The organism is Vibrio sp. 10N.286.48.B8 (assembly GCF_003050085.1).
In the GTDB taxonomy this organism is placed as follows: Bacteria; Pseudomonadota; Gammaproteobacteria; order Enterobacterales; family Vibrionaceae; genus Vibrio; species Vibrio crassostreae.
Genome location: NZ_PIGD01000006.1, coordinates 128,150 through 145,409, shown reverse-complemented (window position 1 = coordinate 145,409; position 17,260 = coordinate 128,150). Strand labels below are relative to the sequence as shown.

General features: G+C 44.4%; 14 protein-coding genes. 4 read left to right on the top strand and 10 right to left on the bottom strand.

Annotated elements, in window-relative coordinates:
• Positions 1–126 precede the first annotated feature (126 nt).
• Complete coding sequence (gene bioA, locus CWO08_RS09595; RefSeq protein ID WP_102431575.1) at positions 127–1,404, top strand: adenosylmethionine--8-amino-7-oxononanoate transaminase; 1,278 nt, start codon at positions 127–129, stop codon at positions 1,402–1,404.
• Between the two features lie 136 nt (positions 1,405–1,540).
• Here bioA and CWO08_RS09590 read toward each other — a convergent pair whose 3' ends face one another.
• From CWO08_RS09590 to lrp, 6 genes are all read right to left on the bottom strand, one after another.
• Positions 1,541–1,807, bottom strand: coding sequence for a DksA/TraR family C4-type zinc finger protein (locus CWO08_RS09590; RefSeq protein ID WP_048658302.1), 267 nt, complete (start codon positions 1,805–1,807; stop codon positions 1,541–1,543).
• 235 nt (positions 1,808–2,042) lie between these two features.
• On the bottom strand, positions 2,043–3,350 hold the full coding sequence (gene serS / locus CWO08_RS09585) for a serine--tRNA ligase (protein WP_010439959.1): 1,308 nt from the start codon (positions 3,348–3,350) through the stop codon (positions 2,043–2,045).
• 142 nt (positions 3,351–3,492) lie between these two features.
• Complete coding sequence (locus CWO08_RS09580; RefSeq protein ID WP_276605534.1) at positions 3,493–4,848, bottom strand: replication-associated recombination protein A; 1,356 nt, start codon at positions 4,846–4,848, stop codon at positions 3,493–3,495.
• Positions 4,849–4,912: 64 nt separating this feature from the next.
• The gene (lolA, locus tag CWO08_RS09575) at positions 4,913–5,509 is read right to left on the bottom strand and encodes an outer membrane lipoprotein chaperone LolA (RefSeq protein ID WP_108020348.1); all 597 of its coding nucleotides are present in this window, start codon (positions 5,507–5,509) and stop codon (positions 4,913–4,915) included.
• Positions 5,510–5,584: 75 nt separating this feature from the next.
• A complete protein-coding gene (locus tag CWO08_RS09570; RefSeq protein WP_108020347.1) occupies positions 5,585–8,743 on the bottom strand; it encodes a DNA translocase FtsK 4TM domain-containing protein in 3,159 nt (1,052 codons plus the stop codon).
• A 163-nt stretch (positions 8,744–8,906) separates the two neighbouring features.
• Positions 8,907–9,401, bottom strand: coding sequence for a leucine-responsive transcriptional regulator Lrp (gene lrp / locus CWO08_RS09565; RefSeq protein WP_004734558.1), 495 nt, complete (start codon positions 9,399–9,401; stop codon positions 8,907–8,909).
• A 156-nt stretch (positions 9,402–9,557) separates the two neighbouring features.
• Between lrp and ald the strand changes: the two genes are divergently transcribed.
• Positions 9,558–10,682: an alanine dehydrogenase gene (ald, locus tag CWO08_RS09560; protein ID WP_017060246.1), complete on the top strand. Its 1,125-nt coding sequence runs from the start codon at positions 9,558–9,560 to the stop codon at positions 10,680–10,682.
• A 158-nt stretch (positions 10,683–10,840) separates the two neighbouring features.
• Here ald and CWO08_RS09555 read toward each other — a convergent pair whose 3' ends face one another.
• Positions 10,841–12,043, bottom strand: a complete 1,203-nt coding sequence (locus CWO08_RS09555) for a methyltransferase (protein ID WP_108020346.1) — start codon at positions 12,041–12,043, stop codon at positions 10,841–10,843.
• Positions 12,044–12,195: 152 nt separating this feature from the next.
• A complete protein-coding gene (cysB, locus tag CWO08_RS09550; protein ID WP_017060244.1) occupies positions 12,196–13,170 on the bottom strand; it encodes an HTH-type transcriptional regulator CysB in 975 nt (324 codons plus the stop codon).
• A 322-nt stretch (positions 13,171–13,492) separates the two neighbouring features.
• Between cysB and CWO08_RS09545 the strand changes: the two genes are divergently transcribed.
• Together CWO08_RS09545 and CWO08_RS09540 are read left to right on the top strand one after the other, a co-directional pair.
• Complete coding sequence (locus CWO08_RS09545) at positions 13,493–14,257, top strand: hypothetical protein (RefSeq protein ID WP_048658294.1); 765 nt, start codon at positions 13,493–13,495, stop codon at positions 14,255–14,257.
• Between the two features lie 143 nt (positions 14,258–14,400).
• Positions 14,401–15,156, top strand: a complete 756-nt coding sequence (locus tag CWO08_RS09540) for a tRNA-(ms[2]io[6]A)-hydroxylase (RefSeq protein WP_048658293.1) — start codon at positions 14,401–14,403, stop codon at positions 15,154–15,156.
• A 104-nt stretch (positions 15,157–15,260) separates the two neighbouring features.
• Here the strand turns inward: CWO08_RS09540 and pyrF are convergent, their stop codons facing one another.
• A complete protein-coding gene (gene pyrF, locus CWO08_RS09535; RefSeq protein WP_017078954.1) occupies positions 15,261–15,956 on the bottom strand; it encodes an orotidine-5'-phosphate decarboxylase in 696 nt (231 codons plus the stop codon).
• A 123-nt stretch (positions 15,957–16,079) separates the two neighbouring features.
• On the bottom strand, positions 16,080–17,255 hold the full coding sequence (lapB, locus tag CWO08_RS09530; protein WP_016769333.1) for a lipopolysaccharide assembly protein LapB: 1,176 nt from the start codon (positions 17,253–17,255) through the stop codon (positions 16,080–16,082).
• Between the last annotated feature and the right edge of the window lie 5 nt (positions 17,256–17,260).

Here is a 17,260-nt window from a genome sequence, read left to right as displayed (position 1 = left end):
CTCTGCGTCTAGAGTTTGCATTTATGCTTGGCTAGTCTACCGACAAGCTTTAGACTGTCAACACATTGATAATATCAAAAGTTTACATCTGATTGTTTTTTAATCACACCAAGAATGGAAGTTACTATGGATCTCGCCTTTGATCGCCAGCATATCTGGCATCCCTACACATCAACGTTAACACCTCTGACCTGCTACCCAGTCACCAATGCAGACGGTGTTTACTTAGAATTAGAAGGCGGAAAACGAATTATTGATGGTATGTCGTCTTGGTGGTCAACTATCCACGGCTACAATCATCCAGAGCTAAATGCCGCTGCTCATAGCCAAATAGATAAGGTTTCACACGTTATGTTTGGTGGTATCACCCACCAGCCTGCCATCGATTTATGTAAGAAGCTTCTCAACCTAGCACCAAGTAATCTTGAACATGTATTCTTGGCCGATTCAGGCTCAGTTGCCGTAGAAGTGAGTCTTAAAATGGCGCTTCAATACTGGCATGCCAAAGGACAACCTCGTTCGAAGTTCCTCACACTCAGAGATGGCTACCACGGTGATACCTTTGCAGCGATGTCAGTGACCGACCCTGACAACTCGATGCACAGCCTCTACAAAGGCTTTTTGCCTGAACATATTTTTGCAGATTCACCGAAAACAGGTTTTTGGGAACAATGGGACGCTAACGACATAAACAGCTTCCGTGAAAAGCTAGCAACACATCATCAAGAAGTCGCAGCCGTGATCTTGGAGCCAATTGTCCAAGGTGCTGGCGGTATGCGCATCTACCACCCTGAGTTACTAAAACAGGTTCGATTGCTGTGTGATGAATTCAACGTATTGCTGATCTTGGATGAGATTGCTACCGGGTTTGGCCGCACAGGCAAACTGTTCGCTTGTGAACATGCCGATGTTCAACCTGATATTTTATGTGTTGGCAAAGCGCTGACTGGTGGCTACATGACCCTTTCAGCAACACTGGCGAGCAAAGAAGTCGCTGATACGGTATGTGGCGGTGAAGCGGGCTGCTTTATGCACGGGCCAACCTTTATGGGGAACCCATTAGCTTGTGCAGTCGGTGCGGCAAGCTTGTCGATCATAGAGCGAGGCGATTGGCAAAATCAGACTCAACAGATCGAACAGCTCTTCTCTGAATTACTGCCACCTTTACGAGAGCATGATCTTGTAAAAGACGTACGCTGGCTAGGAGCGATTGGCGTTGTTGAAACACACACACCTGTCGATATGGAAACCATTCAAGCTCATTTTGTTGAGCAAGGTGTTTGGATTCGTCCGTTCGGAAGGTTAATTTATATGATGCCTCCGTTTATTAGCGAACCACAACATATTGAGCAATTGGTCGCAGCTATCGACACTGCATTACAAAATGCTCATTGCTTTAAATAGTAATTAAATAATGCGTTTATTGTTCTGAACAAGAGCGATGATTATTTCTATATATCTTCAATAATAAATCACTTAATTAAACTTAAAGGCCTTACATAAAAGTAAGGCCTTAACTGTTTTGAAGGTAACCGTCAGTTTAACGTAATTGGCTATCTTTACTTGCTCGACGGTTAAACAATGAATGTCGATGTGCGTCATGCTCTAATATTGACTGACATTCGATACACAAACGAACGCCTTTGATCGCGAGTCGTCTTTGTTCCGGTATCTCATCACCACACTCATCACAATAACGCAAACTCTCACCACCTCGAAGGTTTCCTCTGACACGAGAGATCTCATCATCAATGGTATTTTGTATTTGCTGGCTGACACTATCGTCTCCAGCCCATCCTACGGCCATAAGCCCTCCTCTGTACATAAACGAGAAAATCTTTACCTACCGCGGTAAGAGGACATTATAGCCACATTACAATTAAGTAATAATATGCAAAAATAATAAAACACTATTACTTTTTCGTAATAATATTTAGGTGAAAGTAGTAAAAGAACGCACCAATATATTTTTCAGATAATAAAAAACCCAGCCAATAGGCTGGGTTTTCAATAATTTATGAACTCACTAAATCGTCGAACGATTAACCGATGTGCGTTACACCGCCCATGTATGGCTGAAGTACAGCTGGGATAGCAATACGACCGTCAGCTTCTTGGTTGTTCTCAAGAATAGCAACCATAGTACGACCAACAGCAAGACCAGAACCGTTTAGTGTGTGTACAAGTTCAGGTTTCTTCTCGCCTTTACGACGGAAACGAGCTTGCATACGACGCGCTTGGAAATCCCACATGTTTGAACAAGAAGAAATCTCACGGTAAGTCTCTTGTGCTGGAACCCATACTTCTAAGTCGTAAGTTTTCGCAGAACCGAAGCCCATATCACCTGTACATAGAATCACTTTACGGTAAGGAAGCTCTAGAAGTTGAAGTACTTTCTCAGCGTGACCTGTTAGCTCTTCAAGTGCTGCCATTGAGTCTTCTGGCTTAGTGATTTGTACTAGTTCAACTTTGTCGAATTGGTGCATACGGATAAGACCACGAGTGTCACGACCGTAAGAGCCCGCTTCAGAACGGAAACATGGCGTGTGAGCTGTCATCTTAAGTGGCAGTTCAGCTTCATCAGTAATCGTGTCACGAACCATGTTCGTTACCGGTACTTCCGCAGTAGGGATAAGCGATAGAGTCTTAAGAGGCACATCACTTACTTGCTCAGTTAGCGGGCTTGTGTGGAACAAGTCTTCGCCGAACTTAGGAAGTTGACCAGTACCGTAAAGGCTATCGTGGTTCACTAGGTACGGTACGTACATTTCTGTGTAGCCGTGCTCATCAGTGTGAAGGTCTAGCATGAACTGAGCAATAGCACGGTGTAGGCGCGCAAATTTTCCTTTCATCACGATGAAACGAGAACCAGAGATTTTAACTGCGCTAGCAAAATCAAGACCGCCAGACATTTCGCCAAGATCTACGTGATCTTTCACTTCAAAGTCGTAAGTCTTAGGTTGACCCCAACGAGAAACTTCTACGTTGTCGTCTTCATCTTTACCATCTGGTACTTCTGCATCAGGTAGGTTAGGAATAGACATTGTGATCGTTTCTAGCTCAGATTGAAGATCGGCCAATGCTACTTTAGCTTGGTCTAGTTCTGCGCCTAGGTTGCCTACTTCAGCAAGGATACGCTCAGCTTCTTCATGGTCGCCTTTTGCTTTCGCTTGACCAATGGACTTCGATCGAGAGTTACGTAACGCTTGTAGCTCTTCAGTTTTCATCTGAAGGGACTTACGTTTTTCTTCAAGTTCACGAATTGTCTCTACATCAAGGGTGAAGCCTCGACGTGCTAATTTTGCCGCTGTTTCATCCAGCTCAGCTCGAAGTAATTTAGAATCCAGCATTGCTAATCCTATGCTTTAGTTATTTGAATATTCAGTAGTTTGCTACTGAATCACTGCTAAACCCCTAAAACTGGTGCTATTTCGACCAATTTCTAACGATTTAATTGAATTTTTATGACTAGGTAACGATATCCAAAAAAGACTACTTTTCATAGCGTTTTTGTGGGCTTTTTGCGTCCAAATCCGCCAGATAATCTAGCTTCTCGCCAATTTTGGTCTCTAAGCCTCGTTTTGTTGGGAAATAGTATTGCTTCTCTCCCATTTCAGGAGGCAGATACTTTTCCCCAGCCGCGTAGGCTCCAGGTTCGTCATGAGCATAACGGTATTCTTGCCCGTAGCCCATGTCCTTCATCAAAGTTGTGGGTGCATTCCGTAAATGATGAGGGACTTCATATTCAGGCAGATTGTGCGCGTCTGTTAACGCTTGCTTCCAAGCTGTATAAACGGCGTTACTCTTTGGTGCACACGCGAGATAAACAACCGCCTGTGCAATCGCACGCTCCCCTTCAGCAGGGCCAATACGTGTAAAACAATCCCAAGCCGACATCGCGACTTGCATTGCGCGAGGGTCAGCATTGCCAATATCTTCAGAAGCAATCGCCAGCAAGCGTCTAACGATATACAGAGGATCGCAACCTGCCGCAATCATGCGTGCCGACCAATATAAAGCCGCATCAGGGTTTGAACCACGAATTGACTTATGAACTGCAGATATTAGGTCATACCAAATATCGCCTTTATTATCAAAACGAGCGACTTTCTCACCGGCCACTTCAGCCAACAGCTGCAAGGTTATCGATTTCTCACCTTTATCGTTGTCTTCTGCCATGTCATACAGCAGTTCAAGATAATTAAGCGACATACGCGCGTCGCCGTTAACCAGTTCTGCAAGGCGATCTAAAACATTATCAGCAAAATCAGCAGGCACATCACCTAACCCACGTTGCTTATCTTCAATCGCTTGGCGGATGACGAGGGAAATATCCTCGGTATTGAGAGAAGTCAGTTTGTAGACACGCGCACGTGACAACAAAGCGTTGTTCAACTCAAAAGAAGGGTTTTCTGTCGTCGCACCAATAAAGGTCACGGTACCATCTTCGATATGAGGCAGAAAAGCATCCTGCTGACTTTTGTTAAAGCGATGGACTTCGTCCACAAACAGGATGGTTCTGCGCCCTGCTTGCTTGTTCTCACGCGCTTTTTCAATCGCAATACGAATGTCTTTTACGCCCGAAGTTACCGCCGATACGCGTTCAACTTCTGCATTCGCATAGTTTGCCGCTACTTCGGCTAACGTCGTTTTACCGGTGCCCGGAGGCCCCCACAAAATCATCGAGTGGATATGACCCGCTTCCAATGCTCTGCGAAGTGGTTTACCTGGGCCTAATATATGCTGCTGACCGATATACTGTTCGACAGTTTCCGGTCTCATACGAGCAGCAAGGGGACGAAAATCTTCGTCCCCCGCAAAATCTAAGCTGTAATTACTCAATTGCAATCTCTTGATTCGTTGATGGCATTAATGCCTATCGACGTACTACCAAACGATCTGCTTCTTTAGATCAGTTTCTTTGGTCGTCGACCTCGACACCTTCCGGCGCCACAAAAGTAAAACGGTCTGCTGCAGGTTTACCCAAGTCAACATTGCTAAAGGTAAACTCACCTTTTTGACCGTCTTGTTCAATCACATTAAAGCCCTGAACAATGCCTTTCTCGGTGATATTAATCTGGAAGTCACCCTGATTAGAGTCCGCTGCCGTTGGTGTTAGTGTAAATTGGTTACCTGTTTGCGCGACGTTGTAGTTATCCCAATCGTTTTCTTGGTTACGTGTAAGCAAAACAAAAGGTGTTTGCGATGTCGCTTGCTCTTGCCAATAAATACTCACTTGCTCAATGAACGGGCTGTAGTACCACAAGCTTTGGCCATCAGATACCAATAGGTTTTCATCAGGGAAAGTGGTTTCCCAGCGGAATAAGCTAGGGCGAGCAATCTCTACCGTGCCCTCGCCTTCCATGACAACATCACCATCAGGGCTGGTCACGACTTGTTTAAAGTCAGCACTAAAGCCTGCGTTCAATGCCAAACGGCTACTCAACTCTTCTTTCGGAGAAGCAAGCACTGAGAAGCTCATAAATAAAAGTGCGAATACTTTTTTCATCAATAATCCTGTTAGAACATAAGTCGGTCATATTTTCGATTTGACCGACTTAATGGGTATGAGTTCCTAGTGGAACTAATCTTTTGGTGGAGCTGGTGCCAAGACTTCTCGGTTACCGTTATGGCCTGGAGCACTTACGATACCTTGAGCTTCAAGTTGCTCGACAATACGTGCAGCACGGTTGTAACCAATCTTGAATCGACGCTGTACGCCTGAAACTGAGCCACGACGTGAATGAACAACGTGTTCTACCACTTGATCAAACAGAGGGTCGACCTCTTCATCACCTTCCATCTTCTCACCCGGAAGCAAGGTTTCTGGGGTTTGTTCGCCGTTAGTGATCTCATCAATATAGTTTGGCTTACCACGCGCTTTCCAGTTATTCACAACTGCGTGTACATCATCATCAGATGCAAAGGCACCGTGAACACGAGTTGTATGACTAGAGCCCGGTGGCAAGTAAAGCATATCACCCATGCCCAATAGTGATTCCGCACCACCTTGGTCAAGGATAGTTCTTGAATCCGTTTTGGTTGATACCGTAAAGGCCACACGGGTTGGAATGTTCGCTTTGATAAGGCCGGTAATAACATCCACCGAAGGACGTTGCGTCGCTAGGATCAAGTGAACACCCGCCGCACGTGCTTTTTGTGCCAAACGCGCGATCAGCTCTTCAACCTTCTTACCGACCACCATGATTAGGTCGGCAAATTCATCAACGATAACCACAATGTAAGGCAGCTTCTCAAGCAATGGGGCTTCAGGGTCCATGCTGTCGCCCGGCTTCCACAGTGGATCGTGAATTGGGTGACCCGCTTCCGCAGCCATCTTAAGCTTATCGTTGTAACCTTTAATGTTACGAACGCCTAACGCTGACATCAGCTTATAACGGCGTTCCATCTCGCCAACACACCAACGAAGGGCGTTCGACGCATCTTTCATGTCGGTTACCACTTCAGACAATAGATGAGGGATACCTTCGTAAACCGATAACTCAAGCATTTTCGGGTCGATCATGATGAATCGAACATCTTCCGGTGATGCTTTGTAAAGCATACTCAGAATCATTACGTTCACACCTACCGACTTACCAGAACCGGTTGTACCAGCAACCAGAACGTGAGGCATTTTCGATAGATCAGCAATGACGGCTTCACCTGCGATGTCTTGTCCTAGAACCACTGTCGTCGGCGATTTCGCTTCTTGGAACTGAGGGCTAGCAACCACATCTGAGAAGAATACCGTTTGACGACTCATGTTCGGCAGCTCTAAGCCAACATAAGGTTTACCCGGAATCACCTCGACAACACGTACAGCCAATGCAGAGAGCGAACGAGCCAAGTCCATAGAAAGGCCAGAAATACGGCTCACTTTCACGCCTGGAGCAAGATCCAGCTCGAATCGAGTGATTACTGGACCTGGGAAAATATCAACCACATCGGCTTTGATCTTGTAGTCCGCTAGCTTAGATTCCACAAGACGAGCAATTGCCTCTAGTGCGTCACGGTCAATAAAGGTTTCACGCTTTTCAGGGTGGAATAACAATTCAAGTGTTGGTAATGGCTCAGCAGGCTTCGGTAAATTAACATCTTGTTGAACCAAGAACGGGTTCTGCGCCGCAGCCATATTCGCTTGGGCTTCAGAAACAATGCTTTGGAATGCGGCGACATCCTGATCTTGATGCGAAGGCTCTTCTTCCGTAACTTCTTCCCAAGGAAGATCAACAGCTGACTCTTGGCTTTGTGCTGTTGGCTGTTCAGGCTCTGAATGTTCTTCTTGATAAGAGAAAGGTTCAAATTGCTCATCAGCTAATTCTGCATCAGCTTGCTCGGTTTCAGTCTGCTGAGCTTCAGGAGCGAAAGTCTGTTCGTCAGCCTGCTCTTCCGTTACATCAAATGGTGAAGCTTGTGCAGAGAAATCGTCTTCCACAGTTGCTTCTGGCTCACCCATTGGTGAAGCGTATAGAGATTCTGGCTGAACATCTTCAACATCGAATTCATTCGTTACTTCTGGCGAGCTATTGACCTCTGGTTCTGCACTTTCAAGAGCCGTATCAGTAGAGGTAACGTCTTGTTGCTCATTCTGCATGTATTGCTGATACGCGATTTGAGATTCATGCGCATCAACCTGCTCTTGCTCCGCAAGGTCATCTTCATACATAGCGGCGTTTTCTAGCTGCTCGATAGTGGCATTAAGCTGCTTAGAACGCTCCACACCTTCTTCTAAAGGCTCCTCTGGCGCTTGGTAAACAGGTGCTACAGGGATCGACTCAGGTGCAACTTGAGGTTGGCGCTGAACCTGAGGTTCTTCTTGTTCTGAAGCTTCTTGCTTCGCTGGCGCCTCAACAGGCATGTGAATATTGTAATGGCGCTTCGGTGTCGCAGCGCTCTCTAGCGCACTTGCAGCCGCATCTGACGAATCATTGGTCGCAGAAAAGCTCATTGCAGGATCTAGTGGATCATGCTCTGTTGATTCTTTGTTATCTTCTAAAGCAGGAACATCACGGTAACTCGGCTCTTGATGACGTTCTTCGATTAAATCGCGGTCTGCTGTTTCTCTTAGCTGAGGCTCTAGTAGCTCTTGATCTTGGCCACGAGCCTTATTAACAGCAGACGTGAAGAATTGGATGGCACATTCACCTAACCATTCCACAATGCTTAACCAAGAAATACCAGTTAATAGAGTAAAACCAGCACCCCATAAGAAAAGAAGAACCAGCGTACTACCAAGAACATTCAACGTCGGAAGTGCAAGGCTTGTTAAGACGTCACCCACGACTCCACCTGATGAAAAGTACCAGATGTCGTCAAAGTTAATATCCGCTAGACCACAACTAGTAAGGATTAGGATAGTCAGGCCAAGTAAGCGAGTGCCCCACAGCATGAAGTCGATCTGCTCGTCTTCATTACGTTTGCGGAATAATACCCACGCAGCAACCGTCACCAAGATAGGCAAAGGGTAAGCAAAAGAACCAAATATGAAGAAAAGTGTATCCGCCAACCAAGCACCTAGATAACCACCCGCATTTTGAATGTCACCACCCCACGCCGTTTGCGACCATGATGGGTCAGCTGGACTAAAAGTTAATAACGCAACGGCAAGTAGAATAGAGAAGAGAACACCGAGAATCAGGCTGCACTCTTTGAGACGTTGAGAACCACTCAAACGAGGAGACTGAGGCTCTTCACTCGTTTTAATGATTGTTTCTACTTTATTACTGCTCTGCTTGAACATAAACCAACTTAATAATTAAACGGGATAAAAACATCTCGAGCGGCAAAAGCCGCTCGTTTCAATGAAACTACTGTTGATTTAACCATATCAAACAGAAAAACCCAATTCCAGAAAGCAAGAAAGCGGAACAAATGTCCGCTTTCTTTCATTTCACCAATTGTGACTAACGAGTTTTAATCACAAGTTGATTAGTTTGTTTCACTTCTTCCATTACAACGTAAGTTCGAGTGTCGTTTACGCCCGGTAGACGAAGTAACGTATCACCCAGTAGCTTACGGTAAGCACCCATATCAGATACACGTGTTTTTAGAAGATAGTCAAAATCACCCGACACTAAATGACACTCTTGGATGTCATCCAGTTTCTGCACAGCGGTGTTGAATTGTTCGAACACATCTGGCGCACCACGGTTCAACGTAATTTCAACAAACACTAAAAGTGAAGCATCAAGGTACTGTGGGTTCAGCAATGCTGTGTACCCAGTAATGTAACCTTGACGTTCTAAACGACGAACACGTTCAAGACATGGAGTTGGAGAAAGTCCTACTCGTTTTGAGAGTTCAACGTTTGAGATACGACCGTCTTTTTGCAACTCATTAAGAATGTTGCGGTCAATACGATCTAGTTCCTTGGACGGCTTCTTATAATTGTCTGCCATTTTTTATTCCACCTTATTACTTCCTTGCAAAAAAATATACTACAACTTTTTAATATTCAGTATCAAATTTTATCTGAACCTATCTATACTAGATATTAATTCGACAGAATTACCCTACACATAGATAAAACAACCAAAATAAAATGAGGAGTCAGGATGATCATTGGCGTACCTAAGGAAATCAAGAACCACGAATACCGCGTTGGTATGACCCCAGCTAGCGTGAGAGAACTAATCTCACACGGCCACCAAGTTTTTGTAGAAACCAATGCCGGTACTGGTATCGGTTTTTCAGACGATGATTACATCGCTGTAGGCGCATCCATTCTTCCTACTGCTGCTGACGTTTTCGCGAAAGCAGAGATGATTGTAAAGGTTAAAGAACCTCAAGCTGTCGAGCGAGCTATGCTTCGCGAAGGGCAAATATTATTTACCTATTTACACCTTGCACCAGATTTTCCACAAACTGAAGAGCTTATCAAGAGCAAAGCTGTCTGCGTAGCCTATGAGACTGTAACAGATAATATGGGTCGCTTGCCACTATTAGCACCAATGTCTGAAGTAGCTGGTCGCATGTCTATTCAAGCAGGTGCACAAACATTAGAGAAATCTAACGGTGGTTGTGGTCTTCTTCTTGGTGGCGTTCCAGGTGTTGAACCAGCAAAAGTTGTTGTTGTTGGTGGCGGTGTTGTAGGTGCTAACGCAGCACGTATGGCTGTTGGCCTTCGCGCTGATGTTACAATCCTTGACCGTAACGTAGATACACTTCGTCGTCTTGATGAAGAATTCCAAGGTCGCGCAAAAGTGGTTTATTCTACTGAAGACGCTATCGAGAAGCATGTTCTAGAAGCAGACCTAGTGATTGGTGCAGTACTAATCCCTGGTGCAGCAGCGCCTAAACTGGTTACAAAAGAGCACATCGCTAAGATGAAGCCAGGTTCAGCAGTTGTTGATGTTGCAATCGACCAAGGCGGTTGTTTCGAGACTTCTCACGCAACCACTCACGCAGACCCAACTTACATCGTTGATGACGTAGTTCACTACTGTGTTGCAAACATGCCAGGTGCTGTAGCGCGTACTTCAACTTACGCACTAAACAATGCAACACTTCCTTACATTGTTAAGCTAGCGAACAAAGGCTACCGCGAAGCACTTCTATCTGATGAAGGCTTCCTAGAAGGTCTAAACGTCATTCACGGTAAAGTAACTTGTAAAGAAGTTGCAGAAAGCTTTGACCTTGAATACGTAGATCCAGCAGAAGCTATCGCAATGTTTAACTAATGATGTAGTAACTAACTGAGCGTCAAATTTTCTCGTTGAAGCGTTCAGTTAATCCACACATTAAAAAGCCAGTCCGATTTTGTCGAACTGGCTTTTTTGTCTCTATAACACTATCGTTCGAAAGCTATGATTAGCACGCTTTCTAATAACCGCATCGTTTATCTATCGCTCTTAACACCATGAACCAACAGATTTCGAGGTGTGACACTACGTTCACAAAACTCTTCGATGGTGGCTTCGTAGCCTTGTTCTTTTAAATAAATCGCGCGATCCAACGCTAGCCATATCTCTAATGGTCGTCTAAAGACTTGCTGAACCAGGCTTAGTTTTTCCATCTCCCAGAAAAGTTGCTCCCCTTGAACAAGATAAGACTCAAAATCGGTATCCAAACGAATTGGGAGCTCTTTAATCTCTGAAGCCCATAAACAAAAAGCTTTAAAGCCCGCAGACAATTCTGATTTTTTGATGCTCGGCACGGGAATGTATTCATCAATCCCCATTTCAGCCTTGAGTAACTGACTGAAGCCTAGGCGATAACTCATCTCCAATTGGCGATGTCGCTTTACCCTTTCGCCACCAGTAACGGTTTCTTGGAGTGGAATTCGTAAATCACTCTTGCTCAATGTTAAAGCCGAGGCTTGTGCCACTGATGACATCGCTTTGTAGTTGTCGTCACGAATAAGGTGATAACAACAAGGGGATATAGTCACAGCAGGAAGCCCATGCGACACGGACTTTTTAACTAACTCAACATGGAGATCACCACAGGCATGCAGTGCTACCGCATGTTGATTGGAATTAAACACCTCATCAACACTCTCAGAAAAGGCATCACCTTGAACAAACGTCATTTCTAAACGTTGTGCATCTGCAATCTTTTGGCCGCTTTCGCACAGCGATTGTTGCCACTCGAAGCTGGTCACTTTTTGCTTCGATTGTTGAGATAAGATTCGACCAAGGAAGCCTTTACCAGAACACCACTCCAGCCACTCTTTACCATGGTGGTGATCAAGTACCGCCTCTCCCATCGACACGATTTGTTGCAACTTTCTACCTGGAATACCATCGGCAGTACCACGAGGGAGGTGGAGCCCTACCAAAGCTGTATTATCAAACTGAATATTTTGATTCGCGAGCTCTAAATCAGGAAGGAAACGAATCAGTTCCTCGGCCAACAGCTCAGGGTTTTCTTTTAAAGTTTGAATGCTTTCAATGCTTAAGTCTTCTAACCAGTCAACAAGTGGACTATTGGCCTCTTGCCATGGTTGCTGTTGAGTTTGGCATAGGTGAAAAGGCTCTGAACGCCAATAAACTTGGTGCTCTAACAAAAATGAGTCGAGAATTGTAAATCGTGAATGCATGATTCCCCCTATGGTGCGTGGATTGTAGGGGTAAGAGCTTCAAATGGAAAGGTTCGAGACAAAGAGAACTAAAAAACGCACGCCCAATAAAGCCGAAAACAAAACGGCCTGTAAATACAGGCCGAATAAGAGTCTAGCTTTAAATGAAGAGATTAACGAACAGGTAGTTCGATATCTTTAAACATCTCTTCGATCTCTTCATTAGACTTCAAAGAAATGGCTTGCTCAACTACTGGGCGAGTTAGGTGCGGCGCAAAACGCTCCATAAAATCAAACATGTAAGAACGCAGGAATGTGCCTTTTCTAAAGCCAATGCTTGTGGTGCTAGCACCAAATAGGTGACTCGCATCAATTGCAACCAAATCGGTATCTTGCTCGTGGTCAATCGCCATACTTGCGATGACACCCACACCAATGCCCATGCGAACATACGTTTTGATGACGTCCGCATCGGTCGCGGTAAACACAACACGCGGTGTTAGACCAACTTTATTGAACGCAGTATCAAGCTCAGAACGACCAGTGAAACCAAATACGTAGGTCACTAGAGAATAAGCCGCAAGATCTTCGATCGTTATATTTCGCTTCTGTGCCAGAGGGTGATCTTTGGTCACAACGATTGAACGGTTCCAGTGGTAACACGGCAGCATGATCGCATCTTGATAAAGGTGCAGCGCTTCTGTTGCAATCGCAAAGTTCGCTGTACCCTTCGCTACCGCTTCTGACATCTGGCTTGGTGTGCCTTGGTGCATGTGAAGCGATACTTTTGGATAACGCGCAGTGAAACCTTTAATCACATCAGGCAGAGCATAACGAGCTTGGGTATGAGTGGTTGAAATATTCAATGTACCCATCTCAGGATGAGTGTGTTCACCCGCTACGGCTTTAATGCTCTCAACACGAGCCAAAATCTCTTGAGAGATGCGAATGATATCCTCACCGGCTTGGGTAACCTGTGTTAAATGCTTACCGCTACGCTCAAAAATCTGAATGCCTAGCTCGTCTTCAAGTAATCTAACTTGCTTACTAATGCCTGGCTGAGATGTGTACAAACTCTCTGCTGTAGCTGAAACATTTAGGTTATGGTTTACAACCTCAACAATGTACTTCAGTTGCTGTAACTTCATATCTAACCTCGTAATCCTTTACTCATTTCTGTGCTAACTTATTTGCAAAGAGAGCGTTATAGTCTCGTGTAATATAATTAATAGTTATAACGCTTCAAACACAAAAATGACAGAAAAATTGAGTTTTTCTAGCTTAACAAACAAAAACATCACTAACGCTTTGCAACCCAACCCTCATTCTCATACATTAGTGGGTAAGTTTTGATTGCCGATTTCGCTCAACAAGAGATAATCAGAAATTGCAATTTACGAGTGCCGATACACAATGGAATCGTGTATCCTCTCAGGTTAGCTATAGAAAATAATAAGCAGACTCAAATATATGAATATTGGTTTAATAATCGCCTTAGTAGCCGTTCTTTTGGTGTTAGTTTTAGGCTACAACATCATGCTTCAATATAAAGTTAAGGTAGAAACAGCGAAGAAACAGGAAGCTTCTCGTTATCTAACCATTATTGACGGTACAGAAGAACTGATTGGCAACGCTCATCACATGCCGTTTAGCCAAGATCTTCTTGTGTGCTTAAACAATCGGATTCTTGATGCATTAGAAAACATGTATCAACTCGATCCAAAAAATAAGCAGCTTGCCCAACGCATTGAAAGCGTAAAACAACAGATCACTCAGCTCAAAGAGAACTACAAAGGTGGTGAGAGCACAGTTTTCCGCGTACCAAGTAGTGACAAGCAAGCAATCATGATGCTAAAGCTCGTTAAGCGCCTACGTGATACAGTCCGCAACGAACACAATAAGGGTCGCTTCGAGACTCAAGCTTATGTGGTTGAAAACGCTCGTCTAGAGACAATTCAAATTCGTATCAACATTGAAAACGTTATCAAACGTGCAAACGACTCGATTTCTCGTGGGCAACCGGGAACAGCAATTCAGTTACTGCGTAAAGGTATCGATGCGCTAGCAACCAAAAATGATTCGTACTCTAATCAAGCAAAAGAAAAGCTACAGCAGATGCTCGACGAGCTTGATCAAAAACGCCAAGATAAGAACGCTCAAGATTTACAACAGATCGAATCTAAAGAGCGAGAAGACGATATGGATGCCCTCTTCGGTCAAAAGAAAAAATGGTAACAGTCTAACTCAACAATTAAAGGCCGCCTTATTTACATTAAATAGGCGGCCTTTTTTATAGCTGTTGAATTTCCTTTCTCTGTATAGGGAGATCTCTTGAGCTGTGATAAAATCCCCGTATTATCAACAAACTTTCCCTGACCATGTATCAAGAACTACTCGCTCCAATCCACTCTTTTCTGAAAGCAGAAACGCCAGATTCATGGATAGATGAAGCCAAAAAGCCTGAAAATCTGCACATCATTCTACGCGATCACATGCTGTGTGAACTTAAAGCAGCACAGAGTGCCTTGTTCCTTATCCGCAAGTACGCAGTTGATAAAGAAAGTGCGAAACAACTGAATGAATGGATTTTGCCATACGAGCAATTTGCTTACCGTCGTATCGGAGACTTAGAGTCTCTGCGTGGTAAAAGCAACGTATCCAAGCAAATCACAGCGAAAGAAGGCTGTAATTACGGTGCTGATCTGATCGATAAGATGGTACTGCTGATCAAAGAAGAGCTGCATCACTTCTACCAAGTCATGGAGTTGATGGAGAAGAAAGGCGTAACTTACCAGCCAATCGAGGCGGGTCGTTATGCTAAAGGCTTGATCAAACAAGTTAAGACTTACGAGCCTGATGCTCTGGTTGATAAGCTTATCATCGGCGCGTTTATTGAAGCTCGCTCTTGTGAACGATTCGCTAAATTGGCTCCTTTCTTGGAAGAAGACATGGAGAAATTTTACGTGTCTCTACTTCGCTCAGAAGCTCGCCACTACCAAGATTACCTTGAGCTAGCAGAACAGATCGCAGGTAAAGATATTTCAGAGCGTATTGCTCATTTTGCGCAAGTAGAAGCGGAACTTATCACTTCAGAAGACAGTGACTTCAAATTCCATAGTGGTGCTCCAGTTTAAACTCTGTGCAGAGAATTCATTCCAGTTTAGACTAATCCGGACAAGACAATTAAGGCCAGCAATATGCTGGCCTTTGTTATTTATATCTCGAGCTAAATATAAACTTAAGCTAGCGTACCGTTGATCTCTGCAAGTACAGCAGCTGGGTCAATAGCTTGAGTAATAGGACGACCAATAACAAGGTAGTCTGACCCCGATTCAATCGCTTTAGAAGGGGTCATGATACGCTTCTGGTCACCAACATCAGCGCCTACAGGACGAATACCTGGAGTCACTAGTTTGAACTCCTGACCAAGTGCGCCTTTAAGCAAAGAAGCCTCTTGTGCAGAGCATACAACACCGTCTAAGCCAGAGTTCTTCGTTAGAGAAGCTAAGCGCATCACTTGCTGCTGTGGTTCAAGATCCAAGCCAATACCCGCTAAGTCAGATTGCTCCATACTGGTTAGGACAGTTACGCCGATTAGCAACGGGCGATCTTTACCATACGGTTCTAAGATTTCGCGAGAAGCCGTCATCATGCGCTCACCGCCACTTGCGTGTACGTTCACCATCCATACACCTAGTTCAGCGGCAGCGCGGACTGCCTTTGAACATGTGTTCGGGATATCGTGAAACTTAAGGTCTAAAAATACTGAGAAACCACGCTTATGCAATTCACGAACAAATTCAGGGCCAAACAGAGTAAACATCTCTTTGCCCACTTTTAGGCGGCAAGATGCTGGATCAATACGATCAACAAAGGCTAACGCATCCGCTTGGTTGTCATAATCCAAAGCTACAATGATTTTTTGGTCGTTCATTTCATCTCCTAACGCAGTTAACTTTCTAAAAATTTCAATCACCAAATCAGGTGATAAATAACAGTCATAAAAATGCAGCCCGAAAGCTGCAATTAATAATTTGGTCTTAAAATGACCACAAATCTATTCACCATCAAGCCCACGAATAGGCTTGATCGTTCCCCACCCCTTACATGAAGGGCAGTGCCAATACATTGAATGTGTTGAGAAACCACACTGACGACAGCGATAATGGGGCTTAACCTTAAGTTGTTCACCAACCATAGACTGAAGTGTGGTTAAGCTGTCTTTCGCTCGACCTTCTTCAGCTTCCGCTAGGTGGTAATCAATTAATCGATAAAAACCTTTCATGGTTGGGTTTTTAACAAGCTGCTTGGTCAGTAGCTCTTGCGCAGAGCCTACATCTTCATGGTGAGCAACCAATTGCGCCAGCATCAGTTCGGCAGATACACCGGCTTTCTTCTGTATACACGCTTTCAGGAACTCGACCAGTTGAGCTTCTTGTCCAAGTTTGTGGTAACACTCAGCAAGAGTTGGCAACACCTCACTGATAAAATCGATATCTTGTTCGAGTACCGACTCCAGACAATCAATTGTCTTTTGGTAATCTTCATTCGCTAAGTGGAACTTACCTAAAGCAATACTTGCACGAACACATTTAGGATCTTCAGAAAGCGCCTTCTTGAAGTGCTGAAGTGCTTTAGAGCGATTGCCATCAGCTTGCTCCTGCATCGCAAGTTCACACCAAAAATGCGCTACTGTCGCACGCATTTTCATTTTCTTCTTACCAAGCTTAACGAGGATATTTCCGTAATGGATAGCCTTATTCCACTCTCGAGTTTGCTGATAAATAGCAACTAACTGCTGCAAAGCGCCCTCTTTGTGGTCGGGTTCTTCTACAAGCTGTTCAAAGATTTTTTCGGCGCGATCAAGAAAACCAGAGACCATGTAGTCTTTAGCTAATTGTTGCAGTGCGAGATTTTTCTGGTCGAGAGTAAGCCCCGAACGAGAGATAAGATTTTGGTGAATTCGAATAGCGCGGTCGACTTCGCCTCTTGAGCGGAACAAGTTGCCCAAGGCTAAGTGAGTGTCGATGGTCTCATTGTCTACTTGAAGTAGCTCAATAAAATGATCAACCGCTTTGTCAGATTGGTCTGACAGTAATAGGTTCAAACCCGTCACGTATTGACGGGAGATCTGGTGTGATTGTTTTTGTTTTTCTTGCTGAGCATTACGATTACCCATATACCAACCATAAGCGGCTGCGATAGGCAAAAGTAAGAACAGTAACTCTAACATCAAAT